Origin of the sequence: Streptomyces sp. WAC 04229, assembly GCF_003947455.1 — a bacterium.
Classification (GTDB): domain Bacteria; phylum Actinomycetota; class Actinomycetes; order Streptomycetales; family Streptomycetaceae; genus Streptomyces.
The window spans coordinates 1-26645 of sequence record NZ_QHJH01000051.1 but is presented as its reverse complement, the minus strand read 5'-3'; the positions used below and the strand labels follow the sequence as shown (position 1 = coordinate 26645).

At 73.2% G+C, this 26645-nt stretch carries 25 protein-coding genes; 19 read left to right on the top strand and 6 right to left on the bottom strand.

What is annotated here, in order from left to right; translation table 11 throughout:
* Positions 1–83 precede the first annotated feature (83 nt).
* A complete protein-coding gene (locus DMH12_RS16455) occupies positions 84–626 on the bottom strand; it encodes a ScbR family autoregulator-binding transcription factor (protein ID WP_125492344.1) in 543 nt (180 codons plus the stop codon).
* Between the two features lie 278 nt (positions 627–904).
* On the opposite strand from DMH12_RS16455, the gene DMH12_RS16450 reads away from it, so the two are divergent.
* The 13 genes from DMH12_RS16450 to DMH12_RS16390 all read left to right on the top strand — a co-directional run bounded on the left by DMH12_RS16450 (position 905) and on the right by DMH12_RS16390 (position 14653).
* A complete protein-coding gene (locus DMH12_RS16450; RefSeq protein WP_185832351.1) occupies positions 905–1909 on the top strand; it encodes a ScbA/BarX family gamma-butyrolactone biosynthesis protein in 1005 nt (334 codons plus the stop codon).
* On the top strand, positions 1903–3048 hold the full coding sequence (locus DMH12_RS16445) for an oxidoreductase (RefSeq protein ID WP_125492326.1): 1146 nt from the start codon (positions 1903–1905) through the stop codon (positions 3046–3048). Before DMH12_RS16450 ends, DMH12_RS16445 begins: the two co-directional genes overlap by 7 nt.
* Entirely contained in the window at positions 3045–3758 is a 714-nt protein-coding gene (locus DMH12_RS16440; RefSeq protein WP_125492325.1) for an HAD family phosphatase, read from the top strand. Before DMH12_RS16445 ends, DMH12_RS16440 begins: the two co-directional genes overlap by 4 nt.
* 79 nt (positions 3759–3837) lie before the next feature.
* On the top strand, positions 3838–4467 hold the full coding sequence (locus DMH12_RS16435) for a TetR/AcrR family transcriptional regulator (RefSeq protein WP_125492324.1): 630 nt from the start codon (positions 3838–3840) through the stop codon (positions 4465–4467).
* A 119-nt stretch (positions 4468–4586) separates the two neighbouring features.
* Positions 4587–5627, top strand: a complete 1041-nt coding sequence (locus DMH12_RS16430) for a LysR family transcriptional regulator (protein ID WP_260474229.1) — start codon at positions 4587–4589, stop codon at positions 5625–5627.
* Between the two features lie 332 nt (positions 5628–5959).
* Positions 5960–6949: a nitronate monooxygenase family protein gene (locus DMH12_RS16425; RefSeq protein ID WP_125492323.1), complete on the top strand. Its 990-nt coding sequence runs from the start codon at positions 5960–5962 to the stop codon at positions 6947–6949.
* A gap of 35 nt (positions 6950–6984) precedes the next feature.
* Positions 6985–7575: a YciI family protein gene (locus DMH12_RS16420; protein ID WP_125492322.1), complete on the top strand. Its 591-nt coding sequence runs from the start codon at positions 6985–6987 to the stop codon at positions 7573–7575.
* 65 nt (positions 7576–7640) lie between these two features.
* Positions 7641–9074, top strand: a complete 1434-nt coding sequence (locus tag DMH12_RS16415) for an FAD-binding protein (RefSeq protein WP_125492321.1) — start codon at positions 7641–7643, stop codon at positions 9072–9074.
* Positions 9075–9104: 30 nt separating this feature from the next.
* Positions 9105–10040: a 3-hydroxy-3-methylglutaryl-CoA lyase gene (locus DMH12_RS16410; protein ID WP_125492320.1), complete on the top strand. Its 936-nt coding sequence runs from the start codon at positions 9105–9107 to the stop codon at positions 10038–10040.
* Positions 10037–10810, top strand: a complete 774-nt coding sequence (locus DMH12_RS16405) for an alpha/beta fold hydrolase (RefSeq protein WP_125492319.1) — start codon at positions 10037–10039, stop codon at positions 10808–10810. The genes DMH12_RS16410 and DMH12_RS16405 overlap by 4 nt, the downstream gene beginning before the upstream one ends.
* Complete coding sequence (locus DMH12_RS16400; RefSeq protein ID WP_125492318.1) at positions 10807–12585, top strand: isocitrate/isopropylmalate family dehydrogenase; 1779 nt, start codon at positions 10807–10809, stop codon at positions 12583–12585. The genes DMH12_RS16405 and DMH12_RS16400 overlap by 4 nt, the downstream gene beginning before the upstream one ends.
* A gap of 1 nt (position 12586) precedes the next feature.
* A complete protein-coding gene (locus tag DMH12_RS16395) occupies positions 12587–13447 on the top strand; it encodes a DUF6282 family protein (RefSeq protein ID WP_125492317.1) in 861 nt (286 codons plus the stop codon).
* A 129-nt stretch (positions 13448–13576) separates the two neighbouring features.
* Positions 13577–14653 (top strand): MBL fold metallo-hydrolase, encoded by a 1077-nt coding sequence (locus DMH12_RS16390; protein WP_125492316.1) that lies wholly within the window; start codon positions 13577–13579, stop codon positions 14651–14653.
* Between the two features lie 34 nt (positions 14654–14687).
* Here the strand turns inward: DMH12_RS16390 and DMH12_RS16385 are convergent, their stop codons facing one another.
* Positions 14688–15020 (bottom strand): TraR/DksA C4-type zinc finger protein, encoded by a 333-nt coding sequence (locus tag DMH12_RS16385; protein WP_260474228.1) that lies wholly within the window; start codon positions 15018–15020, stop codon positions 14688–14690.
* 339 nt (positions 15021–15359) lie between these two features.
* Here DMH12_RS16385 and DMH12_RS16380 point away from each other — a divergent pair, with 339 nt between their 5' ends.
* From DMH12_RS16380 to secD, 4 genes are all read left to right on the top strand, one after another.
* Positions 15360–16313 (top strand): sensor histidine kinase, encoded by a 954-nt coding sequence (locus DMH12_RS16380; RefSeq protein ID WP_185832350.1) that lies wholly within the window; start codon positions 15360–15362, stop codon positions 16311–16313.
* A 2-nt stretch (positions 16314–16315) separates the two neighbouring features.
* Positions 16316–16972, top strand: a complete 657-nt coding sequence (locus tag DMH12_RS16375) for a response regulator transcription factor (protein WP_125492314.1) — start codon at positions 16316–16318, stop codon at positions 16970–16972.
* Between the two features lie 59 nt (positions 16973–17031).
* The gene (locus DMH12_RS16370; RefSeq protein ID WP_125492313.1) at positions 17032–17421 is read left to right on the top strand and encodes a hypothetical protein; all 390 of its coding nucleotides are present in this window, start codon (positions 17032–17034) and stop codon (positions 17419–17421) included.
* Positions 17422–17504: 83 nt separating this feature from the next.
* Positions 17505–19844: a protein translocase subunit SecD gene (gene secD, locus DMH12_RS16365; RefSeq protein ID WP_125492312.1), complete on the top strand. Its 2340-nt coding sequence runs from the start codon at positions 17505–17507 to the stop codon at positions 19842–19844.
* A 44-nt stretch (positions 19845–19888) separates the two neighbouring features.
* Here the strand turns inward: secD and DMH12_RS16360 are convergent, their stop codons facing one another.
* Positions 19889–20707: a GntR family transcriptional regulator gene (locus DMH12_RS16360; protein ID WP_125492311.1), complete on the bottom strand. Its 819-nt coding sequence runs from the start codon at positions 20705–20707 to the stop codon at positions 19889–19891.
* Between the two features lie 168 nt (positions 20708–20875).
* On the opposite strand from DMH12_RS16360, the gene DMH12_RS16355 reads away from it, so the two are divergent.
* Both DMH12_RS16355 and DMH12_RS16350 read left to right on the top strand, forming a co-directional pair.
* Positions 20876–21721: a (2Fe-2S)-binding protein gene (locus DMH12_RS16355; RefSeq protein WP_125492310.1), complete on the top strand. Its 846-nt coding sequence runs from the start codon at positions 20876–20878 to the stop codon at positions 21719–21721.
* 279 nt (positions 21722–22000) lie between these two features.
* On the top strand, positions 22001–23050 hold the full coding sequence (locus tag DMH12_RS16350; RefSeq protein ID WP_125492309.1) for a DUF2637 domain-containing protein: 1050 nt from the start codon (positions 22001–22003) through the stop codon (positions 23048–23050).
* A 49-nt stretch (positions 23051–23099) separates the two neighbouring features.
* On the opposite strand, the gene DMH12_RS16345 is transcribed toward DMH12_RS16350, so the two are convergent.
* From DMH12_RS16345 to DMH12_RS16335, 3 genes are all read right to left on the bottom strand, one after another.
* Positions 23100–23498, bottom strand: coding sequence for an ATP-binding protein (locus DMH12_RS16345; RefSeq protein WP_125492308.1), 399 nt, complete (start codon positions 23496–23498; stop codon positions 23100–23102).
* 134 nt (positions 23499–23632) lie between these two features.
* Positions 23633–25375 carry a pyruvate dehydrogenase gene (locus DMH12_RS16340; protein WP_125492307.1) on the bottom strand — a complete coding sequence of 581 codons (1743 nt, stop codon included), beginning with the start codon at positions 25373–25375 and terminating at the stop codon, positions 23633–23635.
* Positions 25376–25403: 28 nt separating this feature from the next.
* Positions 25404–26645 (bottom strand): protein phosphatase 2C domain-containing protein (locus DMH12_RS16335; RefSeq protein ID WP_260474227.1); only part of this gene is annotated, 1242 nt, incomplete at its 5' end.

Below are 26645 nucleotides of genomic sequence, written 5' to 3'. Positions count from 1 at the left end.
GCGCCCGGCGAGTGGTGCACCACTGGACGGCGACGGTGCGCCACTCGCCGGGCACGCACCGGCCGAGGACTGCGCGGGCGCGCTCAGCCGGCCTGGATCGAACCGAAGAGCAGGCGGCTCAGCTCCCGCCAGCGCGGCACCACGTCGGTGCGGCCACTGAGGACGTCGGAGACGTGCTGCGAGCCGAAGAACGCGGAGACCAGGGCGTGCGCGGCCTTGTCCGGGCAGACGCCGGGGCGCAGTTCACCCGCCTCCCCCGCCATGGTCAGCAGCGACTCCAGGAGGGAGATCCAGTCGACGTACGGCGTCGGCAACTCCGCGTCTATCTGGGGACGTTCGATCTGCAGCCGGGCCCCGGCCTGCACGATCACGTCGTCCTGGAACGCGGCCGCCGCCCGCTCCAGCATGCGTGCGGCGGTGGCCATCGGACCGAGCCCTTCTGCCGTGACCTCGTCGAGCAGTACCGGCCAGCGCGCGTAGTGCTCCTCCACGATCGCGACGGCCAGGGCCTCCTTGGTCGGGTAGTGGAAGTACACCGCCCCTTTGGTCATCTCCACGCGATCGGCGACATCCTTGACCGAAGTCTGGCGGAATCCCCTTTCGGTGAAGAGCTCCGCGGCTCCCATCAGGACTCGAGCCCGAGTCACGGCGGAGCGTTCCTGCTTGGGATCGGAGGCTCTCGCTGCGGAGATCCTTCTGGTGGTGAAGGCAGTTCTGTGCGGCTCTGGCACGGGGGCTCCCGAAGTCTTCTCTGGTCGGCCTGCTGCGGCCTCCGGTTACGTGCAGTGGCAAAAACGATCCATGCAATATACCTTCCCGAAGGTATATTTTTGGTGTTCGCCCTTGCTGTGCCCGGACGATACCGCGCGCGGCTGCTGCGGCGACCATGGGGAGGAAATTACTCGTGACCGTCACGCCTGAAGCCGAAGTTCACACGGGGTTGCCCGGCCCCGAGTCGCACTGGCGGGAGCTGACCCACGACAGACGGGTCCCGCGCAGGTCCGTCCACAAGGCGTCCGAAGCGGAGGTGCTGCTGACCGACGCCATGCACCTGGGCGGCGAGCGCTACGCGGTCGCCGCCGCCTGGCACCGTGACCACTACCTCGCACATCGCGGCGGCCCGGCGGCGGACCCGGTGCTGCTCGTGGAGACCGTGCGGCAGACGGCGATCCACCTGTCCCACCGGTTCCTCGGCGTCCCGCACGGCATGCCCTTCGTGCTGAGTGAGGCACGCGTGGAACTCGTCGAGGACCTGCCCGCCCCGGACGCCGTACCGCTCGGCGTAGGCCTCGACGTCACCTGCCGCCGCGCCGCCACCAGTGCACGCCGACTGCGGCTGGAGCTGGAGGGCGACGTTCTGGTGCGGCACCGCCGCCTCGGCCGCGTACGGCTGTGCTGGGAACCGATGGAGCCGCGGCGCTACGCCGTGGTGCGCCGCCACGGCGGACAGGGCGCACCGGCGGGCCCGTCCGAGCCCGGACCGGCCCGCGTCGCGCTGGAGCCGGTCCGCGTCGGCCACCTCTCCCGACGTGATGTCCTGATCGACGCCGATCCTCTGCGGGCGGACCGTTGGTGGTTGCGGCTCGACACGGAACACCCGGTGCTCTTCGACCACGAGTCGGACCACGTGCCGGGTATGGCGCTGGTGGAGGCCTTCCGGCAGGCCGGCCGGGTCGCCACGGCCGGCTCCCGGCCTCAAGCGGGTGGGGTGAGACTGCTCGACGTGGCGTTCACGGCCTTCGGCGAGCTGGACGCCCCGGTGACGATCACGGCGCACCCGCTCGGCGACGGCCTCTCCGCCTTCCGCGCCCACCAGGGCGGCCGCGAACTCGCCTGCGCCCGGATAGGCGGCGCCGCGACCACGCCCGGGACGGCGCGGGCGGGGACTGCGACGGGGACGGCATGCTGACTGGACGTCAGGGCAGGAGCGACGCCCGGCCCGAGCCCGGCGCACAGGAAGCGACGTGCGCACGCGATCGGCTCCTGGAACTCGCCCAGCAGGACGCGGCCGGTGCCGACCGGCGGCGCAGACTCGCTCCCGCGGTCGCCGACGCCGTCGCCGCCGCGGGGTTCGCGCGCCACTTCGTCCCGGCCCGGTGGGGTGGTGCCGCCGGGACCTTCGCGCATCTGACGGCCGACGCCGCGGCCGTGGCCGAGGTCTGCGCCGCCACGGGATGGTGCGCGGCCCTGTATGCGGCGCACGGCCGGCTCGCCTCCTATCTGCCCGAGCAAGGGCAGCGCGAACTGTGGGCCGGCGGTCCGGACGCGCGGATCGCCGCCTCCGTCGTACCGGCACAGGGGCATGCCGCCGAGGCACCCGGAGGCTGGCGGCTGGACGGGGAGTGGCGCACGGCCAGCGGCATCGACCATGCGGAGTGGGTACTGCTCGCCTCGTGGACCCCGGGCGGTGACGGAGGCCGGGAACACCGGATCTTCGCGGTGCCGCGGGCGGACGTCGAGGTGTGCGACACCTGGGATCCGGTCGGCCTGCGCGGCAGTGGCAGCGGCAGCGTGCGAACCGACGGTGTGCTGGTGCCCGCCCACCGCTCGTGCACTCTGGACACGCTGCTTCGGCCCCTGCCCGGTGCGGCCCGCTGCCACAGCGTCCCCTACCCGATGGTGGCCGCCTCGATCTTCGCGGCGCCCGTGCTGGGTGCGGCGCGCGCGGCGCTGCGCGCCTGGACCGAGGAGTGTGTCCCCGAGGGAGCGCTCAGACCCGGCCAGACGCTTCTGCTCACCCGGACATCCGCGCAGATCCACGCCGCGGGTCTGCTCCTGGACGGTGCCGCCGCGCGCGCGGACCGGGGCGAGATCACCCCGCTCTCGGTGGCCGAGGCCCGCCGCGACGCCGTGACCGCGGCACGGCTGTGCCGGGAAGCGGTCGATGAGCTCTTCCACGCGTCGGGCCTGCGCGGGCAGTCCCCGGACAGCCGGGTGCAGCGGGCCTGGCGGGACGTCACGACCGCGGCCGGTCACGGAGCCCTCGGCCTGGAGGCGGCGGCCGAGGCCTACGCGCACGCGGCCCTCCCGGCCGGGGGCGCACGGTGATCGCGGCTCCGGCACGGGCGACCCGCGCGGCACGGCCCGTGGTCGCGTTCTTCGACGTCGACGAGACCGTGATCTCCGAGAAGAGCATGATCGCGTTCTGGCGCCACTGGTTGGCCATGCACCCCTCGGCGGACGCCACCGAGGCCGACGCCCTGCTGGCCGAGGCCGCCGCGACACGCGACCGGGAGGCGCTCAACCGCAGGTACTACCGGCGCTATGCGGGCGTGTCACTGACCACTCTCGAAGCGGCCGGACGGCTCTGGTACGAAAGTTACCGATGCGGCAGCACCGCCTTCGTACGGCCGGCGCTCGACGCCGTCGAGCAGCACCGGGCCGCAGGACACGAGGTCGTGCTGGTGTCGGGTTCGATGCGCCCGCTGCTGGCACCGCTGGCCGAGGAGTTGGGCGTGTCGGCGGTACTCTGCACCGAGCTGATGACGGGGGCCGACGGGGTGCTGACCGGGGAGGTGCACCGCCCGATGATCGGTGGGGCCAAGGCCGAGGCGGCGCGCGCGGTCATGTGCGAGCGCGGTGCGGACCCGGACGACTGCTTCGCCTACGGCGACCACGAGAGCGACCTCGACCTGCTGTTCGCGGTGGGCAGGCCGGTGGTGGTGGGCGACTCCCCTCGGCTGAAGAGGGAGGCGCGGCGATCCGGTTGGCCGGTGAGACCGGCCCTCCGGGGGCCGCTGAGGACACTGAGCACGTGAGACGCCGCCGGGGCGGAGCACTCTGAGGAGCGCTCCGCCCCGGCGGTACGCATGTGTTCCCGACGATGGAGGCGCGGACATGGCGACACAGAAACGGGCGCGGCGCACGAGGGAGAAGGTGCTGACAGCCGCGGCCGAGGTGTTTGCCGCGCAGGGCTACAGCAGGGCCACGCTCAACGCGGTGGCGGATCGCATCGGCATGACCAAGGGTGCGCTCTACGGCCACTTCCCCTCGAAGAAGTCGCTGGCCGGCGCCCTGATCGACGAGTCCCGGCAGACCTGGGCGGGTCTGCGGATCGAGTACGACGTTCCGCAGGCCGACGCCGGCCGCGTGCTGGAGAGCGTGGTGGTGGAGTTCGCCGGCCGGCTGCAGTCGGACGTGCGGTTGCGCGCCACGGTCCGGCTCGCGTCCGACTGTCCGGTGCTGGCGCGGGCGCTGACCGAGGTGCTCGCGGAGGTGCAGGGCGCCTTGACGGATCTGATCCGGCGGGCGCAACGGGACAGCGGCCTGCCCGGATACCCGCCCGGGCTCGTCGCCCAGTTGCTGATGATCGTGATGTACGGCCTGCTGCACGCTTCCGCCGGGTACGGCGACGCCGACGGCACCCCCGACGGGGAGCCACTGTGGCGGTTGCTGTTCGCGGCGCTGTCGGCGGGCTCGGTGCCGGGGACCTTGAGCGGAGAAGGCGGGATCGTTTCGGGAGCGTAAAAAATACCTTCGGGAACGAATTTTCTGGCATGCTGCACCTGGGACCCGTGCGGCGGACGTTCCGCCGCACGGGTTCACGCCCGCCACGGGGGTTGGGCGACGATGCTTGGGAGGAACACATGAGCGTGCTGGACGAGTTGACGAGCCGGCGCACCCCGGGGCGCGCCACCCTCGACGCCCAGGGCTCGGAGAAACTCCAGAACGACGTCGTCCTGCGCGCGGTCTCCGACGCCCGCGACGTCGACGACTTCGACATGCGGCATCTCCGGTACTTCCTGACCGTCGTGCGGGCCGGGACTGTTTCGGCCGCCGCCCAGGAGCTGCGCATTTCCCAGCCGAGTCTCAGCCAGCAAATCAGGCGTCTGGAACAGCGGGTCGGCGCCGCCCTGTTCATCCGCAGTTCACGAGGCGTCGAACTCACCTCCGGCGGCCGCGCATTCCTGTCGGAAATCCAGAGCATTCCGAGCCAGCTGCGCTCCGCCATCGCTGCCGTGGCCCCCGCACCCAGGGTCTGGCCGGTCGGCGTGTGCGGCGGCGTCCCGGCGGACGTCCTCATCGAGGTGCAGAACGGGCTCTCCGGGCTGTCCGAGCGCCACCCGAACGCCGGTCGCGACGCCGGCGCGAAGCTGCGGATGCGCTCGGTGAGCGCGGGCGACCAGGAGGAACTGCTGCGGCACGGCGAGATAGCCTTCGGCATCGTGCGGCTGCCGATCGAGACACCGGATCTCGTCCGCGCCGTGGTCTGGGACGAACCGCTCGGTGTCGTCATGGCCCGTGAGCACCCCCTCGCCACCTGCACCGAACCGACCTGGAGCGACCTCTCCCGCCAGCGCCTGCTCTGGTACGAGGAGGGCTGTGCTCCCGGGTTCGCCGACACCGTGCCCGCCCATCTGGCCCGGCTCGGCTGGAACTCCGTCCTGCACCCCGCCGACCAGGACCAGCACGCCCTGTTCCTGCACGCGCTGCAGACCACCGCGGATCTCGTGGCCCTGCGCCCGCGGCGTGCCGTGCTCCAGGACCGGCAGCTGGTCTGGCGGCCCCTGCCCACCGGCAGGCCACCGCGCGAGCGGCTCGCCGTGACCGCGGTCGACGGCAGCCGCAGCGCACGCCTGCTGCAGCAGGTCTCCGGTGAACGCGGCTGGGTGTTCTTCGCCGAGTAGCCGCGCACCCGCCCCTCCCCCTCGGCTCACTACCCACAGGCGTGTGTCCCGGGCTCCTCCCGAGCCCGGGACACACGCCTTTCTTCGCTCCGCGCCGGCCAGGCGATATAGGCATCCGCGTATGACCCTCACGCGGTTTACGTCTTGGACACGGCAACTCGGCCCCGGCTAATCTTCAGAAAGTCAACAGGGCGAGTTCTGAAGCGACTTCCAAACGCACATCCCTCGCCCCTTCCGCACAGAATTCAATGTGGAATTCAGCGGCGCTGCATCTTCTTCTTTTCGGCCGCCCCGCGGCCATATTCAGCGAATGAACCGGACCAGGGAGCATCGTGATCTCGACCAAGCTGACGGAGCTGCTCGGAATCGACCATCCGGTCGTCTGCGCCCCGATGGGTGCCGTGTCCGGCGGCACGCTGACCGGTGCCGTGACCCGGGCGGGGGGCCTCGGCCTCGTCGGTGTGAGCTACGGCGACGCGGCGTTCATCGACGAGCATGTGGCACGGGCCGCCGAGGCCGGCGGCGTCTGGGGCGTCGGCTGCGTCATGTTCACCTTCGACGACCGGCCCGGACTGTGGGACAAGGTGCTCGGCTACGCCCCACCGGTCATCGCCCTCTCGTTCGGCGACGCCGCGCAGGTCCGCAAGTACGTGGCGTCCGCCGCCGATGCCGGATCCCGTGTCGTCGTCCAGGTCCACGACCCCGAGCAGGCCGCCGTCGCCGTCGCGGCCGGGGCCGACGTACTGGTCGCTCAGGGCGCCGAGGCCGGCGGCCACCACCGTACCCAGGCGACGCTACCCCTGATTCCGGCCGTCGTCGAAACCGTCGGGGGCCGCGTCCCGGTGGTCGCGGCCGGCGGCTTCGCGGACGGCCGCGGTCTCGCCGCGGCCCTGTGCCTGGGCGCCGACGGCGTGATGATGGGGACCCGGTTCGCCGCCGCCGAGGAGTCGCTGGCCACCGCCGGCTTCAAGTCCCGGCTCGTCTCGGCGCGCACCGTGGACACCGTCAACACCCACGCCTTCGACGTCGTACGGGGGATCGACTGGCCCGCCGGCCACCCCGCGCGTTCCATCGGCAACGACTTCACCCGCGCCTGGACCGGCAAGGACGCCGAACTCGCCGCGCGACGCTCCACGGTCGAACCCGCCTGGGCCGAGGCCGTCGCCCGGGACGACACCAGTCAGCGCGCCCTGTTCGCCGGCGAGGTGCTCGACCTGATCAGTGACATCAGGCCGGCCGCCCGGATCGTCCACGACGTCGTGGACGAAGCCGAGGAGATCCTCACCGGCCTCGCCCGGCGGATCGCCTCCCTCACCGCCTGAATCCGCACCGAACCCCCGCGCACGGAAGGATCCTGATGATCCACGTACTGACCCTCACCTACCTCGCTCCCCGCGAGACCGTCCTGGCGCACATGGCCGAGCACAAGGCCTGGCTGCGCGAGCACGCGGACCAGGGCCGCATCCTGCTCAGCGGGCCCCGGCCCGAGGGCGGCGCCGTCGTCGTCACCGCCGACCTCGACGACCTCCAGGTCCGTGACCTCGTCGAGAGCGACCCGTGGCACAAGCTCGGCATCGCCTCCTACGACCGACTCGCCTTCGAGGGCCGCAACGCCAGCCCCGGTGTGATCACCGCCGCCGAACCGGACGACGGCGTCCTGCTCATCAACGTCGCCACCACCGAAGACGCGGCGGCCAGCGTCGAGTCGCTCGCCTCGGCCGTCGACCACGTCGCCGCCACCGCCGACGGCTTCCGTGGTTCCCGGCTGCTGACCAGCGTCGACGGCGACGCCATCGTCAACTTCGCGGCGTGGACGGACCAGGAGAAGTTCGACGCGATCTTCTCTGACCCCGAATTCACCCGCCGGTACCAGGAGTTCGCCGCCACCACGACCGGCGCCAAGTTCCGCCTCTACCGCACCAGCCGCGTCATCACGCCCAACCGGTGACCGCCCCGCCTCGCCGTCATCGGCCCCGCCCCGTCCCGCCCCGCGCACAGAACACAGGAGACAGCATGTCCGCCTCGCACGACCCGGCACCCTACGACCTGATCGTCATCGGCTTCGGCGCCGCCGGGCTGTCGGCCGCCCTGTCCTTCGCCGAGGCCACCGAAGGCCGCGAGGCGCCCGCCAGGATCGCCGTTCTGGAGCGGGCCGACAAGGAGGAGCGCGGCGGCGCCACCCGCTGGACCGGCGCGTTCCTGCGGATCACCCAGGACCGCCGGCTGGACACCGACTGGGCCGAGCACGTCGGCCGGGTCTCCGGCGGCCTCGCCGACGTCGCGTACTGCCGCACCGTGGAGCGCGAGACTCCGCAGACGCTGGAGTTCGTGGAGAAGCACGGCGTCGAGATCGCCTTCGAGGACTTCCCACTGCCGCACACCTTCGCGGGCGGCACCCCGTCCATGACGCCGCCGGCCAGCCCGCGCGGCGGCGGCGCCTCGATCGTCGAGAGGCTGGGCGCCGCGCTGGAGAACGACCCGCGCGTCGACATCCACTACCGGACGGAGGCGCTGCGCCTGTCGACGTCCGACGAGGGCGCTGTCGACGGCGTCGTGGTGCGGACCGCCGACGGTCTCACCCGGCGGCTGACCGGCCGGGCCGTCGTTCTGGCCTGCGGCGGCTTCGAGGGCAACACCGAGATGCTCACCCGCTACGTCGGCGACCGGGCCTGCGACCTGCCCCTGATCGCGCCCGGCATCGCCAACAACCGCGGCGACGCGCTGCGGATGGCCCTGGAGCTGGGCGCCGACACCGCCGGCCAGTTCGACGGCATCCACGCCGAGCCCGTCGACACCCGCACCCGCAAGGCCGACTCGGTCCTGTACGGCTTCAGCACCGGCATCTTCGTCAACGGCCACACGCAGCGCTTCTTCGACGAGGGCATGGACACCTGGGACAACACCTTCGAGCACGTCGGCTACGAGATCTGGAAGAACCAGGAGCAGGAGGCGTACTGGATCGCCGACGCCAAGACGCTCGCCATACCCGGCATCCTCAACGCGCTCCTCAGCGACGTCCCGCCCGAGCAGGCCGACAGCCTGGAAGAACTGGCGGACCGGCTCGGCATCGACGCCGAGGGTCTGGAGAAGACCGTCGCCGAGTTCAACGCCGCCGTCGGACCCGGCGAGTTCGACCCGACCCGTCGCGACGGCAAGGCCACCGTCGGAATCACCCCCCAGAAGTCCAACTGGGCCGTACCGGTGGACACCGCACCGTTCATCGGCGTCCCGCTGACCGCCGCCGTCTGCTTCACCTACGGCGGCATTCGCACCGACCTCGACGCCCGGGTCGTGACCCCGTCGGGCACCGCCATCCCCGGCCTGTACGCGGCGGGCGAGGCGACGGGCCTCTTCTACCACGCCTACCCGCCGGCCACCTCCGTGCTGCGCTCACTGATCTTCGGCCGGATCGCCGCCCGCCACATCGCCGCTCAGCACAGCGTCTGACACCTCGCGCACCAGCTCCCTGGAGGAACCATGAGCATCGTCAACATCGACGTCACCCTCCGCGACGGCGGGTACCGCAACGGCTTCAACTTCCCCTTGGAATACGCCCTCACGCACGCGCGGCTCAGCGTCGAGGCGGGCTTCGACTGGATCGAGATCGCCTACCGCAAGGGGTCGCTGCTGCCCCTCCCGGATCTCGGGCTCACCGGCCGCGGCGACGACGAGTTCATCGCCGCGGTGGCCCGCGAGATCGGCCCGGAGAAGGTCGCGATGATCCTCCACCCGAAGAACATCGGCGACGACGACCTGCCCGCCATGTACGAGGCCGGGGCCCGCCTGGTGCGCGTCATCCTGCCGTCCAAGGGCTACGAGCGCGGCCTGGAGTACATACGCCAGGCCAGAAACCTCGGCTTCCGCGTCGGCGTCAACTTCGCCCGGATCAGCCAGTGGGAGGGACGGGACGTCGTGGAGGTGGCGACCGCCGCCACCGACGCCGGTGCCGAGTTCGTCTATCTGGCGGACTCCAACGGCAGCCTCTCCCCCGTCGACACCACCGACCTCACCACGCTGACCAAGTCGGTCACCGGCGGCCCGGTCGGTCTGCACGCCCACAACAACCTGGGGCTCGCCCTGTCCAACGCGATCAGCGCGGTCGCCGCGGGCGCCACGTGGATGGACTCCTCGATCCAGGGCATGGGCAAGGGTCCGGGCAACCTCATCGCCGAGCAGTGGCTGGCGCACCTCGACCGCACGGACGCCGAGGCCGCCTCCCGTCTGCACCTCGGGCCGGCGCTGGAGCTGGCGGACCTGCTGCTCGCCACCGTGCCCGAGGGGACACCCTCGCTGCCGCTGCCCGATCTGGTCCTGGGCCGCTACGACCTGCCGGTCGAGCACCGCAAGGTTCTGCTGGGCGGCAACCACCGCGAGGGCATCGCCACCGCGCGTACGCTCGCCACCGTCCGGTGACCCACCCCGTTCACGCCGTCCCCTCGGCGGTCTTCGAACCGCAGACCGCCGGGGGGAGGGCCCACGCCCTGGTCCTCGCCCCGGTCACGCCCCACTGGGACGGCGGAGCGTTCTTCGCCCCCGTCACCCGGGCCCTGACGGCGGCAGGCCTGCGGGTGACCGTCGTCGACACACTCTCCGCGTGGGACGAGGGCATCGACTCGATGGACGCCTTCGTCGCCCGCTGGCACGCGCTCCTCGCACCGTACGGACCGGTCGACCTGCTGTGCGGAAACGCACTGGGCGGCGCGGTCGGCCAGGCTCTGCTCCCTCACGTCGCTCCCGGCACGGCGGCACTGTTCGTGTCGGGCCCGGCCCGCTCCGACGCCCTCCTGGAGTCCCGGCTCACCCGGATCGCGGATCTGGCCGCCGGCGGCCGCTCCGGCCAGGCGCTCGCCCTGCTGAACCGGCGGGTGCTGCCGCACGGCCACCGGCCCGCCGCGGCCGCCGACGCGCCGTCGACCCACGATCCGGCGGCCGGGCGCCGCCTCGCCGCCGGAATGCGGCTCCTGTGCGGGATCGACGTGACGAAGTCCGTACTGGCGCACCCCGGGCCCCTGCTGCAGATCGTCGGCGGCCACTCGCAACTCGTCGCCCCGCGGCACACGGCAGCCGCGCCGCATCACCGGGTGCACGTGATCGCGGAGGCCGGTATGCGCCCCCACTTCGAACACACCGCGGAAGTGTCGGCCCTCGTCGCCGACTTCCTGCGAGAGAAGGGACTCACATGAACAGCGTCGCGGTCCTGCCCGGCGACGGCATCGGACCGGAGGTCGTCTCCGTCGCGCTGGACGTCGTGGAACGCCTCGGCCTCCCTCTGGACCTGCGCTTCGGTGAGATCGGCTGGGAATGCTGGCGCCAGGAAGGCGTCGTCGTCCCCGAGCGCACCTGGAAGCTGATCGAGCAGACCGACACCTGCCTGCTCGGCGCCATCACCAGCAAACCGCTCCGTGAGGCGGAGGCTGAGCTTCCGCAGGACCTGCGGGGCACGGGCATCCCGTACGTCTCACCCGTCATCCAGCTGCGCCAGCGCCTGGGCCTGTACGCGAACGTCCGGCCCGTCACCGACATCGACCAGGGGAAGTTCGACTTCACGGTCATCCGCGAGAACACCGAGGGCCTGTACGCCGGTTTCGACGTCCACGGCCTCGACGAGTCGCTGTGGAACGCGGTGAGCGGCCACCCGAACGCGGCGGCCTCGGGCCCCGAGGAGACCAGCGTCACGCTGCGGCTGCAGACACGGTTCGGCATCGACCGGCTGCTGCGCTACGGCTTCGAGTACGCCGGGCGCCACGGCCATCGGCTCCTCACCGTCGCCGACAAGCCCAACGTGCTGCGACACAGCGGCAACCATCTGCGTGACCGCCTCGACCTGATCGCCCGGGACTACCCGGACGTCGAGACGGAGATCCTCAACGTCGACGCCGTCGCGCTGTGGATGGTGCGCCGGCCGGAGCGCTTCGGGGTGCTCGTCGCCGAGAACATGTTCGGCGACATTCTCTCCGATCTCGGGGCGGGCGTGATGGGCGGGCTCGGCCTCGCCTCCAGCGGCAACATCGGAGACCGGGGCAGCTACTTCGAACCCGTGCACGGCAGTGCACCGGGCATGGCCGGCCAGGGACGTGCCAACCCCATGGCCATGCTGCTCACCACGGCCCAGCTGCTCGACCACCTCGGCCTGTCGGTCTCCGGCCGCGAGCTGCGCGACGCCGTCGGCAGGGTCGTACGCGCCCGCGCCACCGTCACCTACGACCTCGGCGGCACCGCCCGCACGGACGAGGTGGCGCGGGCGGTCTCCGGTGAACTGGGGTCGGCATCGACCGAGCCGGAGAGCGGCGACGACGTGGTGGACCGCCTCGCCCGTCTCGACACCGCGTCCGTGTCCGACGCGCTCGACAGTCTCGGCGTCGGCGGCGTCCTCGCCGGGATCACCGCGCGGGTGCCCGGGACGCACACCGCGGGACGGGCGTTCACCGTCACGTACCGCCCGGTCGGCCCCGCCGGCGCCGAGAAGGGCTTCCGCAACGCGGCGAACTACCTGGACGACGTGCCCGCGGGCTCGTTCGTGGTCGTCGACAACGCGGGCAGCACCTCGTGCACCAACTGGGGCTCGCTGCTGACGAGTCTGGCGCAGCGGCGCGGCATCCGCGGCACCGCGGTGCACGGCTCGGTTCGCGACATCGCCGAGATCCGCGCCTCGGGCTATCCGCTGTTCAGTACGGGCACCACCATGGTGAGCGGCAAGAACCGGGTCGAACTCGACACCACGGGCCAGGACATCGTCATCGGGGACGTCACCGTCCGCAGCGGCGACATCGTCGTCGGCGACGACAACGGAGCCCTGGTCGTCCCGGCCGGCCAGGCCGACGAGGTCGCCGCACGCGCCGAACGCGTGGAACGGACCGAGCGCGCCATCGCCGCCTCGGTCGCGGCCGGTTCGCGGCTCGACGAGGCCCGCCGCCGGCACGGCTACGCGAAACCGTGGGGCGACGGTGTGCGGGCCTGAGGTGCCTGACCTGACGGGGCGCGCGGTGGTGGACGTCCACTACCACGCGGGCCCCGACCTGTACCGGCGCCGGCTCACGTCGGCCGGCGCCGGCCGCGCCTACGCCGAGGCCGGTGGCTGGGTGGTCCTCAAGAGTCATCTCACCTCGACGGCCGCGCGTGCCTGGGAGGCCCGTCAGGAAGGGCTGCCGGTCTCCGGCACGCTCGTCCTCAACGACCTGGCCGGCGGCGTCCACACCCGAGCCGTGGAGCAGGCCGTCTACGCCCACGGTGCCGACAGCCCGGCGCGCCTGATCGTGCATCTGCCCACACTGGCCGGTCCCGCGCACTCCTCCGCCCTGCACCGCACGCCCTTCCACCCCCGCCTCGACCCGGACCGATGGCGCACCGCTCCCGTGGTCGACGGGGACGGACGGCTGCGGCGCGAGGTGACCGAGGTACTGCGCGCGGCCCGCGATCTGCCGGTCGCCGTGGCCACCGGGCACTGCGACCGCGAGACTGCGCTGCGCGTGGTGGAGGAGGCCGTACGCCTCGAGGTGCCGCGCCTGCTCCTGACCCACGCCACGCACCCGATGTCGGGATTCACCCCCACCGGTCTGACCGACCTGTCCCACGTGTCCGGCCTGTACGTGGAACTCACCGCGCTGACCCTGCTGTTGGGTCACCGCGACGTCGTCCACCTCGGCGAAGTCGTGCGCGCCCATCCACGGGTGGTGTTCAGTTCGGACCTCGGCCAGCCGGGCCAGCCGGACGTGCGGGAATGGCTGGACCTGAGTGGGCGCTGGTTCCGGGCCGCGGGTCTGAGGAGCCGGGAGGTCACGGCCGTGACCCGGACGAACCCCGCGCGGCTGCTGGCACCGTGAGCCGCCGTCTTCGCCCCGCCCTCCCCCACCGTGTCCAGGAGCAGCCGTGAACACCCGTGCCCACACCGTCGACGAACCCGGGGCCGCCTGCGCGGCACCGGCCGACCGACCGCGAACGGAGCCTCGGCCATGACCCGTCCTTCCCCCGACCCCACACGCCGCCGCGTGCTGCGTACCGCGCTCGCCTCCTCCGCGGCCACGGCTCTGCCGCTCGCCGCCGCGCGCACGACGGCCCACGCGGCCGCCCGGCCCCGTGCTCGCTCGGTCGGTTCACTCGGCGACCAGTCAGCGGTGCGCACCCTCACCCTGGGAGACGTCCGGCTCACCTACATCGTCGACGCGGCCATGGAACTGGATCCCGCCGGTTTCTTCCCCGCCATCCCCGCCTCGTACTGGCGAGCGCGCCCCGAGGCGCTGACTCCCTCGGGGCGCGTCGCCGCCTCGGCGGGCGGCGTGCTCGTGGAGCGGGGCGGACGACGCCTGCTGATCGACGTCGGGCTCGGCGCCAACGCGCTCCCGCCCGGACTGGGCGTCGCCCGCGGCGGGGCGTTGCTGCGTACGCTCCGAGCGCTCGGTGTGCCGCCGGGCTCCATCGACACCGTGGCCTTCACTCATCTGCACACGGACCACACCGGCCTGGGCTTCGTGAGCGGCCCGGGACGACGAGAGCCTCGCAAGGCGTTTCCGCGCGCCGACTACCTGGTGGCGCGCAGGGAGTGGGGCCCGTTCTGGAACGGCGAGGTGGAGGTGGGAGCGCCGTCCTGGGACGGGTTCATGGTGCCGATGTCGCGGGTTCTGCGTCAGTTCGAGGACGGCGACGAGGTGTGGCCCGGTGTCACGGCGCTGGTCACTCCCGGGCACAGCCCCGGACACACCAGCTATGTCATTGCCACAGCGGGAGGGCGACGTGTCCTCGTGGTCGGCGACGCCTTCCACACCCCGGCCCAGATGGAGCACCCGGAATGGCCGTCCGGACCCGACGTGGATGTCGACGGCGTACTCGACGCCCGTACGACGCTGCTCGCGGAGCTGCGCGCTCCACGCACCTACTGCTTCGCCTTCCACTTCGGGGACCGGGCGTTCGGCCGACTCGCTCCCCGCCCCCACGGCGGGACCGGCTGGTGCCCGGTGCCGGCGAGCGTCCTGCTGCCGCCTCCGATCCGTTTCCCGGAGCGGGCCCACCCTTCTTCCTCGCCAAGCACCTGATCGTTACGGCGCGCGGAATTCCGGACGAGGACCGTCATCCGGCCGCGGCGGCCCGGTGCCGGCAGGCGACGCAGTACCGCGTGTACGGCAGGATCTCCAGCCGCTCCTCCGCGACCGGTCTTCCGCAGCCCGTGCAGCTGCCGTAAGTACCGGCCTCGACCCTGGCGAATGCCTCGTCGATCTCCTTGAGCACCTCTTCGATCGCGGTCTGCTGCGACGCCGTCGACAGGTCGTCCGTCCAGCCGTTCTCGCCGAGGGCCCGGAGCTGGGTCAACCGTGAGGTGCGGGCGTGGTCGAGCCGCAGGCGTGCCTCGTCGGCGGTCGTCCGCCTTGGGCTGGGTTCGGGGCAGGGGGCGTCGGGCGACACGGTGCGTTCCATTCTTCGGCAGGGCCGCGGTACGGCGGGCACCGGGCCGAGGGGCCCGGTCGTCCCCAACCATGGCTGGGCCGCGTGCGGAAGCCCATCGGGCGCAGGCCCCATTTACGCGCGGACGCGGGGCCCACCGGACGCGGCGCCGGGGCCGGCGTATGGGTGCGTCGCGCCCCGGAAATGGGGGTCGGCCCCCATCGACCCGGCGGGTGGGGGCGGGGCAGGCTGGTCGTCCGCCCGGCCGCGACCTGGGCCGCGGCTCCCGCCGAGGGTGCGCGCGATGACCGACAGTGGAGGCGCGGCAGTCGACGCGTCGCAGAAGGAGGCGTACCCCCGGTGTCCCTGTTCTGGCGGATCTTCGGGCTCAACGCGGTGGTGCTGGGCTTCGCCACGGCACTGCTGCTGTGGGCGCCGGTGACCGTCTCCGTCCCGGTCCTGCTGACCGAGGCCGTCATCCTGGTGGGCGGCCTGGCCGTGATGCTGGTCGCCAACGGCGCCCTGCTGCGCTGGGGCCTGGCCCCGCTGGACCGGCTGACGAGGCTGATGACCACGGTGGACCTGCTCCGCCCCGGGCAGCGGCTGCCGGTCTCCGGCGGCGGCGAGGTGCCCGAGCTGATCCGCACCTTCAACGCGATGCTCGACCGGCTGGAGCACGAGCGGGCCACGAGCACCGCCCGGGTGCTGCTCGCCCAGGAGGCGGAGCGCCGCCGCATCGCCCAGGAGCTGCACGACGAGGTCGGGCAGAGCATGACCGCGATCCTGCTGGTCCTGGGCCGCGCGGCGGACGATGCCCGCGAACCCCTGCGCGAGGAGCTGCAGCAGGCCCAGGAGATCACCCGGGAGAGCCTCGACGAGGTACGGCGCCTGGTGCGCCGGCTGCGGCCCGGCGTGCTGGACGACCTGGGCCTGATCAGCGCGCTCTCCTCGCTGACGCACGACTTCGCCGCCCACACCGGCCTGCGGGTGGCGCGGCGCTTCGACGCGGAGCTGCCCGCCCTGGACCCGGAGACCGAGCTGGTCCTCTACCGCGTGGCGCAGGAGAGCATGACCAACACCGCCCGGCACGCGGACGCCGAGCGGCTGGAGGTGAGCCTCTCCCCCGCCGACGGCGCGGTGACGCTCACCATCGCCGACGACGGCCGCGGCATGGAGACGGCGTGCGAGGGCGCCGGCATCCGCGGCATGCGCGAACGGGCCCTGCTGATCGGGGCCGCCCTCGACATCACCTCGGCGCCGGAGGCCGGCACCCGGATCCGGCTCACCGCACCCGTCCCCAGGAAGCAGCCCTGACCATGCCCGACCCGAAGATCCGCATCCTGCTCGCCGACGACCACGCGCTGGTACGCCGCGGTGTGCGCCTCATCCTCGACCGGGAGCCGGACCTGGAGGTGGTCGCCGAGGCCGGGGACGGCGCCGAGGCCATCGACATGGCGCGCGCCCACGACGCCGACCTCGCGGTCCTGGACATCGCGATGCCACGCCTCACCGGCCTCCAGGCCGCCCGCGAGCTGTCCGCGCTCCGGCCGGAGTTGCGCATCCTGATGCTCACGATGCACGACAACGAGCAGTACCTGTTCCAGGCGCTGAAGTCGGGGGCCTGCGGCTACGTGCTCAAGTCGGTCGCCGACCGCGACCTGGTCGCCGCCTGCCGCGCCGCGATGCGCGACGAGCCCTTCCTGTACCCGGGCGCCGTGACCGCCCTGATCCGCAACTACCTGGACCGGGTCCGGCACGGCGAGGAGAGCGCCGACCACGTCGTCACCCCGCGCGAGGAGGAGGTCCTCAAGCTCGTCGCCGAGGGCCACTCCTCGAAGGAGATCGCCGAGATCCTCTTCATCAGCGTCAAGACCGTCCAGCGGCACCGGGCCAACCTGCTGCACAAGCTGGGCCTGCGCGACCGCCTGGACCTGACCCGGTACGCCATCCGCGCCGGTCTCATCGAGCCCTGACGGCACCCGGAGCCCCGGGCTCCCCGGGCCCATCCACCCACAACGAAAGAGGACGGTGCATGAGCCGGCGGCTGTCGCTCGTACTGACCGTCCTGTTCGGTGTCCTGCTGCCGCTGGTGCCCGCCTGGCCCGCCGTCGGCGTCCACGTCGGTCCCGGTGGCCGCCCCCTCGCGGCGGCCGCCGTCACGGGGCTGCCGCACCCCGCCCCCGACCTGCACGCGGACGACGGGTGCACTCCTGCCTGCGCCGCCCAGCCCCGGGCCCGGCACGACCAGCCGGGCGAGGGCCCGACGGCACCCGACCGCCAGGCGACCGCCACCGCGCACGGCACGGGCACTTGCCCCGGGGCACGCACTCGGACCGTGGCCGCGCCGGGTCCGGTGCCGGTCTCCCCCGGCCGCGGCAGCCATGACAGCGGTCGGGCACCGCCTCTCTCCTCCGGCCCGTGAGGCACCTCGCTCCCCCGACCTTTCCCTTCTTCCGCCGCGGCCGCGCTCGGCCGCCGCCGCGGCGTGCCCGCCGGAGGCCCGTGTTGAAACGCTCCCGTCCCCCTTCCCGCCCTCGTACGCGCTCGCGGTCCCGTTCCCTGAACGTCCGCGCGCTCGTCGCACTCGCCGTGATGGCCGCGTCCGTGGCCATCGCCCTGACCCTGCCGGTCCGCCTCGGGCTCGACCTGCGCGGCGGCACCCAGATCGTGCTGGAGACCCGGTCCACCGAGACCACCGAGGCCGACCGGGAGGCCACCGACCGCACCGTGGAGGTGCTGCGCGGCCGCATCGACGCCCTGGGTGTCGCCGAGCCGACCATCGTCCGCTCCGGCGAGAACCGCGTCGTCGTCGAGCTGCCGGGCGTACAGGACCCGGAGCAGGCCGCCGACGTGCTGGGCCGCACCGCGCAGCTCACCGTCCACCCGGTGCTCGGCGCGGCGGAGAACGCCACGGGCGCCGGGGACGGCGAGCGGGTGGTGCCGGACGAGTCCGGGCAGTACCTGCGGCTGAAGGACGCCGCACTGACCGGGCAGGACGTCAAGGACGCCGACGCCCGCTTCGACCAGCAGAGCGGTACGGGCTGGCACGTCACCGTCGACTTCGAGGACGCGGGCGGCGACCGCTGGGCCCGGGTGACCGGCGAGGCGGCCTGCCACCCCGCCGGCGACGCGCAGCGCCGGGTCGCCATCGTGCTCGACGACAAGATCATCTCCTCGCCGCAGGTCGACCCGTCCGTGGCGTGCGGCGCCGGCATCACCGGCGGCTCCACGCAGATCACCGGCTCGTTCGACGACGCGGAGGCCCGCGAACTGGCCCTGCTCGTCAAGGGCGGCGCCCTGCCCGTACCGGTCGAGACCATCGAGCAGCGCACCATCGGCGCGACCCTGGGCGAGGAGGCCATCTCGGCCGGCGCCTGGGCCGCCGTCGTCGGAACCGCGCTGACCGCACTGTTCATCGTCGTCGTCTACCGGCTCATGGGCGCCCTGGCGACCGTGGCCCTGCTCTGCTACGGCCTGATCTCCTACGCCGCCCTGGCCGCGGTCGGTGCGACCCTCACCCTGCCCGGCCTGGCCGGCTTCGTCCTGTCGATCGGCATGGCGGTGGACGCCAACGTCCTCGTCTTCGAACGGGCCCGCGAGGAACAGGCCGCCCGTACCCGGCCGAGCACGCGGTCGGCGCTGACCGCCGGTTTCCGCAGCGCCTTCAGCGCGATCGCCGACTCCAACATCACCACGCTGATCGCCGCCGCCCTGCTGTTCTTCCTGGCCTCGGGCCCGGTGAAGGGCTTCGGCGTGACCCTCGGGATCGGTGTGCTGGCCTCCATGGTCAGCGCCCTGGTGATCACCCGCGTGCTGGCCGGGTTCACCGCGGGCCGACCGGCCGTCCTCCGCCGCCCGCGCGTCACCGGCATCTCCTCCACCGGTCCGGTCCGTGACGCCCTGGTGCGCCGCGACCCGTTCCTGATGCGCCGCCCGCGCCGCCTGCTGGCGGCCTCCCTGGTCGTCCTCGTGGTGGCGGGCTCCGGCATCCTGGTGCGGGGCCTGGACTTCGGCATCGAGTTCACCGGCGGGCGGCTCGTCGAGTACTCCACCGCCACCCGGGTCGATCCCGACCGGGCCCGGGACGCCCTCGCCGACGCGGGCTTCCCGCGCGCCGTCGTCCAGTCCTCCGGCGACAGCGACCTCGCGGTGCGCACGGGGGAACTGACCGACGCCGAGGCGGCGACCGTCACCCGGACCGTCGCCGATCTGGGCGGCGGGGCGGAGCGCGTCCGCGACGAGCTGATCGGCCCGAGCCTCGGCGAGGAACTGCGCCGGGACGCCCTGATCGCCCTCGCCCTGGCGCTGGCCGCCCAGCTGGCGTACCTGGCGGCCCGGTTCCGCCTGCTGTTCGGCACGGCGGCGGTCGGCGCGCTCGCCCACGACGTGGTCGTCCTGGTGGGGGTGTTCGCCTGGCTGGGCAAACCGGTGGACGGGGTGTTCCTGGCCGCGCTGCTGACCGTGATCGGCTACTCGGTCAACGACTCGGTGGTCCTCTTCGACCGCGTCCGGGAACTGCTGGGCCAGAACCGGAGGACACCGTTCGACCGGCTCACCAACGACGCGATCCTGCAGACCCTCCCGCGCACGGTCAACACGGGCATGGGCGCGGTCCTCGTCCTCGCCTCGCTGGCGCTCCTCGCCGACGGCTCGCTCACCGACTTCGCGCTCGCGCTGCTGATCGGCGTCGCGGTCGGCACGTACTCGTCGGTCTTCACCGCCTCCCCGCTCGCCATCGAGCTGCACGGCCGCGACGCGGGGTCCCGCTCCGGAAGGTCCGGCGAACCGGGGCGGAGGGGCAAGCGCGTACCGGCCGGCCGCACGGAACGGCAGGAGGTGCCGTAACGGGCGGGTCTCCCCGGGGCTGGTTCTCCTTGGGGCGCCCTCGCTCAGCGGGGCCCGGTGAAGTGCTCCCCCACCAGGGTCCGCACCAGGTCCTGGTCGCCGGCGATCAGCGCGTCCAGCAGGGCCGTGTGCTCGTGCGCGTCAGCGATCAGGTCGGCCCGGCCGCGTGCCGCGGGGAGGCCGGCCGGCGGCCACTGGGCGCGGCGGTGCAGGTCGCCGGCGATGTGCACGAGCTGGTCGTTGCCGGCCAGCGCGAGCACCGCGCGGTGGAAGGCGCGGTCGGCCTCGGCGTAGGCGGCCGGGCAGCCGGCGGACGCGGCCCGGACGGCGGCCTCGGCGAGGGGGCGCAGCTGAGCCCAGCGCTCGGCGGGCACCGTGCGGGCCAGGCGCAGCCAGACCGGGACCTCGATCAGCGCCCGGACCTCGGCCAGCTCGGCCAGTTCGCGGTCGCCGCGCTCGACGACGCGGAAGCCCCGGTTGGGGACGACCTCGACGGCGCCCTCCAGGGCGAGCTGTTGCATGGCCTCCCGTACGGGGGTGGCCGAGACCCCGAACCGTTCGCCGAGCGCGGGCCCCGAGTAGACCTCGCCGGGCCGCAGCTCGCCGGTGACCAGCGCGGTGCGCAGGGCGTCGAGGATCTGCCCGCGTACGGAGGAGCGCTGGACGAGGGGGCGCGGGCGGGGCACCGCGGGTTCGCCGTGGGTGTGCTCGCCGCGCGCGGTGGCGACCGGTTCCCCGGCGCCGTGCGTCCTGGCCCGGTCCGCGTTCCCCGCCCGGTCCACGTCCGCGGCCCGTGGCTGGGCCGGCACCCGCGGCTGGGCGGCGGCCTCCGCCTCAGGGACACCCTGCGCGCTGGGCCTCACGGGTCCTCCTGTGGGACGTGTCGGTACTTGGGGTCATTACGGCGGGTTGTCTCCTGTCCGTCAAGCACCATAAGGGCAGGGGCCGTCAGTTCAAATCCCAAACATCTTGGGTAAGGTAAGGCTTACCTTTAAGCAGCCCGTTCTTCCGGTTCGGATCGGTGGTCCCGCATGCCTGTCGCCCGCACGGCCCTCACGGACGCCTACGCGCGCCTGTCGGCGGCCCTTCCGGGACTGGGCGTCACCGAGCTGGACGCCGACGGCGAGGTCCCGCGGGGCGGTGGCTGGGTCGGCGGCGACGCGCTCGCCGCCGGCGGGGCGGAGCTGGCGGACTTCCTCGCCTGGGACGAGGCGCAGGTACTGCGGGACTACGGGCAGCGGGCCCGCCCGGACGTGATCGCAAGCTTCGGGCTGCACCGGTACGCGTGGCCCGCCTGCCTGCTGATCACCGTGCCGTGGTTCCTGCACCGCAGGGTGCCCCGCTACCCCGCGGCCCACGTCGCCTACGACCGCACCGCCGAGGGTCTCCCGCTGGGCCGCATGGCGGTGCGCGGCGCGGGCTTCGCGTGTCTGCCCGGCGACCCGGCCGCCGTGCTGCCCGGCGCCCGGGTGGTCGCCGACGAGGAGGCGCTGCGCGCCGAGGTGCGGGCCTCGGTCGCCGAGCATCTGGAGCCGGTCCTGGCCGGATTCGGCCCCCGCATGCGGCGGCGCGGACGCGCCCTGTGGGGCATGGCGACCGACGAGGTCGTGGAGGGCCTGTGGTACGTCGCCCACCTGCTGGGCGAGCAGGAGCGGGCGCGGCACGAGCTGGAACTGCTGCTGCCGGGCGCGACCAAGCCCTACGTCGGTGACGCGGCCTTCCGCGAGCTGAAGGGGCCGGACGGCGAACCGCTGCACACCCGGGACCGGGCGAGCTGCTGCATGTTCTACACCCTGCGCCCCGAGGACACCTGCGCCACCTGCCCGCGCACCTGCGACGCGGACCGCGTGAACAAGCTGCTCGCCACGGCGGGTTGACCGGCGCCCCGCGCTCTCCTCACCAAGATCGTCGGCTAGGATCCCGACGTCGATTCACAACTCCCCCACGCGTCGCGGCTGGTTTCAGCCGAACCACTCGTACGGGTAGTCTTATTCGAACTCAACTCCCGCCCGTCATGCGGAAGTTCGAGCAGAGCGCCGCCCTGGGCACCCCCTCGCACTCCCTTGGCGGCCTCTTGCCCCGAAACCCTCTGAGGGCCGCTGGGTTTGGGCCACCATGGCGGGCGTTACGCCCTATCCCACTGCAAGGGACCCCAGATGAGATTGACCGACATATCGCTGAACTGGCTGCTTCCGGGCGCCGTGCTGCTCCTGGGCATGCTGGCGGCGGTGGCGGTGCTCGCGCGCGGCAAGCGTGCCCCGGGGAAGGACGCGGGCGCGGACGACTCGTGGGAGCGGATGGAGGAGCGGCGCAGGCGCAAGGAGGCCCTGTACGGCACGGTCTCCTACGTCCTGCTCTTCTGCTGTGCCGCGGTCGCCGCGGCGCTCTCCTTCCACGGCCTGGTCGGCTTCGGCGAGCAGAACCTCGGCCTGAGCGGCGGCTGGCAGTACCTGGTCCCGTTCGGCCTCGACGGGGCGGCGATGTTCTGCTCCGTGCTCGCGGTGCGCGAGGCCAGCCACGGTGACGCGGCACTCGGCTCGCGCATACTCGTGTGGACCTTCGCGTTCGCCGCGGCCTGGTTCAACTGGGTGCACGCGCCCCGCGGCCTCGGCCACGCGGGTGCCCCGCACTTCTTCGCGGGCATGTCCCTGTCGGCGGCCGTGCTGTTCGACCGGGCCCTCAAGCAGACCCGCCGGGCCGCGCTGCGCGAGCAGGGTCTGGTGCCGCGTCCGCTGCCGCAGATCCGCATGGTGCGCTGGCTGCGGGCGCCCCGGGAGACGTACCGCGCCTGGTCGCTGATGCTCCTCGAGGGCGTGCGCAGCCTCGACGAGGCGGTCGAGGAGGTGCGCGACGACCGGCGCCAGAAGGAGGAGACCAAGCAGCGGCGGCGCGAGCAGGAGCGCCTGGAGCGGGCCCAGCTCAAGGCGATCAGCCGGGGCCACGGCCACCGGGGCTTCCCCGGCCGCGGCGGCCGTCGGGTCGAGGTCGACGTGCAGCAGGTGGAGCGGGGCACCGAACGCGCCACCGCGGAGCCTGCGATATCGGCTCCGGAGCTGCCGGTACGCCAGCGCCCCTCCCTCCAGCCGGTGCGGGGCGGGACCGAGCCGGTCACCGTCGACCTCACCGCGGAGGACGACACCCAGGCCCTGCCGCGCCTGGACTCCCTGGAGCGCAAGCTCAAGGACCTGGAGCAGCAGTTCGGCTGACGGACCGCACGCCGACGTGAAGCCGCCTGAGGCGCCGGTCGCCGGCGCCTCAGGCGGCTTCGGCGTCCAGTTCGAACCAGACCGACTTGCCGGCCTCGCAGGGCCGTACGCCCCAGTCGTCGGCCAGGGACCGCACCAGGACCAGGCCTCTGCCGTTGGTGCTCTCCTCCGGGTCCGGGGTGCGCGGCCGGGGCGGCCGGCCGACGTAGTCCCGCACCTCGACCCGCAGCGCGTGCGGGCCGACCGTGGCGGTCAGGACGGCGCCCTCGTCGGTGTGGACCAGCGCGTTGGTGACCAGCTCGCTGGTGAGCAGCTCGGCGATCTCCGACTGTCCGGGCGCGCCCCAGTGCCGCAGCAGCTCGCGCAGGGCCCGCCGGGCCTCGGGCACCGCCCGCAGGTCCGCCCGGCCGAGCCGCCGCCTGAGGTCCGGCGCCGCCCGCTTCCTCATGTCCCCCGTCGGCGTGCTGATGTCGCCTCCCCCTTCTGGACGAGCGTGTTCACGGTCGAACATCTTCACGGGGGAAGCCTTGCCCGTTCGGGCGCCCGGCAGTCATACCGATTGGCGGCGACCGCCACGACCGGTCACGGCCGCGGTACGTTGCGCAGGTTGGAGCGGGCCATCTGGAGCATGCGCCCGACCCCGCCGTCCAGGACGATCTTGGAGGCGGACAGCGCGAAGCCGGTGACCATGTCGGCGCTGATCTTCGGCGGGATGGACAGCGCGTTGGGGTCGGTGACGACGTCGACGAGGGCCGGGCCCCGGTGCTTGAAGGCGGCCTTCAGCGCGCCCGGCAGGTCCTTGGGCTTCTCCACCCGGACCCCGAAGGCGCCGCACGCCTCGGCGACGGCGGCGAAGTCGGGGTTCTTGTTGGCCACGCCGTGCGAGGGCAGGCCCGCGACCAGCATCTCCAACTCGACCATGCCGAGCGAGGAGTTGTCGAAGAGGACGACCTTCACCGGCAGATCGTGCTGGACCAGGGTGAGGAAGTCGCCCATGAGCATGGTGAACCCGCCGTCGCCGGACATCGAGACGACCTGCCGGCGCCGGTCGGTGAACTGGGCCCCGATCGCCATCGGCAGCGCGTTCGCCATCGAGCCGTGCGAGAACGAACCGATGATGCGGCGCCGCCCGTTGGGCGAGATGTAGCGGGCGGCCCAGACGTTGCACATGCCGGTGTCCACCGTGAACACCGCGTCGTCGTCGGCCAGGTCGTCGAGCACGGCGGCCACGTACTCGGGGTGGATGGGGACGTGTTTGTCGACCTTGCGGGTGTACGCCTTGACGACGCCCTCCAGCGCGTCCGCGTGCTTCTTGAGCATCCGGTCGAGGAAGCGCCGGTCGTGCTTCTCCCGCACCCGCGGGATCAGACACCGCAGGGTCTCCCGGGCGTCGCCCCACACCGCGAGGTCCAGCGTGGAACGCCGGCCCAGGTGCTCCGGCCGGACGTCGATCTGGGCGATCTTGACGTCGTCGGGCAGGAAGGCGTTGTACGGGAAGTCCGTGCCGACCAGGATCAGCAGGTCGCACTCGTGGGTGGCCTCGTAGGCCGCGCCGTAGCCGAGCAGACCGCTCATCCCCACGTCGAACGGGTTGTCGTACTGGATCCACTCCTTGCCGCGCAGGGCGTGCCCCACCGGGGACTTGATCCTCTCGGCGAACTCCATCACCTCGGCGTGCGCGCCCGCCGTGCCGCTGCCGCAGAACAGGGTGACCCTGTCGGCGTCGTCGATCATCCGCACGAGGCGGTCGATCTCCTCGTCGCCGGGGCGGACGGTCGGCCGGGAGGTGACCAGTGCCGTCTCGGCGGCCTCCCTGGGGGCGGGCTCGTCCGCGATGTCACCGGGCAGCGAGACGACGCTGACGCCGCCCTGGCCGACGGCGTGCTGGATGGCGGTCTGGAGCAGCCTGGGCATCTGCTTCGGGCTGGAGATCAGCTCGCTGTAGTGGCTGCACTCGCGGAACAGCTGGTCGGGGTGGGTCTCCTGGAAGAAGCTGAGGCCGATCTCGCTGGAGGGGATCTGCGAGGCGAGGGCGAGGACGGGGGCCATGGAGCGGTGGGCGTCGTAGAGACCGTTGATGAGGTGGAGGTTGCCGGGGCCGCAGGAACCGGCGCAGGCGGCCAGCTTCCCGGTGATCTGCGCCTCCGCGCCGGCGGCGAAGGCGGCGGTCTCCTCGTGCCGGACGTGCACCCATTCGATGCCCTTGTGCCGGCGCACGGCGTCCACGACCGGGTTCAGGCTGTCGCCGACGACTCCGTAGAGCCGTTCGACCCCGGCGCGGGTGAGGATGTCGACGAACTGTTCCGCGACGTTCTGTTTGGCCATGGCTCTACGTATGGCACAGCGAGCGGCCTCACGCCTCCCAAACGGCGGCCGCCGTACGGTCGTCCGCGTACCCCTTGACCCGGACGCCGGTGTCGGCGAGGAAGTCCCCGAGTCCGGGCGGGGTGCGGCCCGTCCACCGCCGGGCGAGGAGCCCGCCCAGCTCGGGCTCGGCCAGCATCGGCTCGGCCAGGCCCGTGGTGCACATGAGCAGCACATCACCCGGGCGGGCTACGGAGGCCCGGAAGCGGAACGGCCGGCGGGGCGGCTCGTCGGGGGGCGGCACGTCGGACGGGCCCGGGGGCGCGGTGACGCCGAGGTCCATGGTGAGCCGGTCGCCGTCGGGCGTCTCGCTCGGCCGGTCGGCGGGCGTGCCCCTGGGCAGCGAGCCGAAGCCGAGGACGGGCTCACCGGTGACCTCGCCCGCCGTCGGCTCCATGTCCCGCCAGGTGCCGTCGCGCAGCCGCAGCAGTCCGCCGGGGCCGACGCCGAAGAACACCCTGGTGCGGCAGGCGGGGTCGGCGGGGAGTATCAGGCAGCGCAGGGAGGCGGCGTACTCCTGCGGGGACAGGCCCTGTTCGGCGGCGCCCGCGCGGAGCCGGCCGAGGCTGCGGTCGGTGAGGCGGTGCAGGCCGGACTTGAGGTCGCCGCGGCGGGCGGCCCGCAGGTCCTCGGCGAGCCGGGCGTGGCTGCGTCCCACCGCGGCTCCGATCCACCGGCAGACCTCGGCCGCCGCCCGGTGCGCCCCGGCGGTCGCACGGGTGCCGGTGGCCATCGCCACCAGGACCAGCGCGTGCTCGCCCGCGCCGAACCGGGCGACGAGCAGCGCGTCGCGCCGCGGCTCGCCCCGGTACCGGGCGGAGTCGCCGCGCACCGAGACGGCCCGCAGGGTGCACGTCCCGTACCGGGCGCCGTCCAGCACGGTGTCCGGCACCAGGTCGTCGAGCCCGTCGGGGTCGGCGGCCGGCAGGGCGGTGGGCTCGGGGTCGTAGGTGGGCGGCCCGGACCCGACGAAGTCCCGCGCGGCCCCGGCGCCCGGTTCCGGCAGCGGGCGCGGCGCCACCGAGGGAAGGAACGGGGGCGGCAACGGCGGCAGCCCCACCTCCGGCGGCTCCCGAAGATCCGCGGGCCCACTCCCGGCGGCGGTGCGCCCACGGGGCTGCCCGGGCACCGCGCCGGGCACCGACGGCGGCGCGGGCGGCTCGGGCCTCGGGGACGGCGGAGCCGGGGACTGCCGGGGCGGCTCGGGCCGCGGGGACGGGGACGCGAAGGG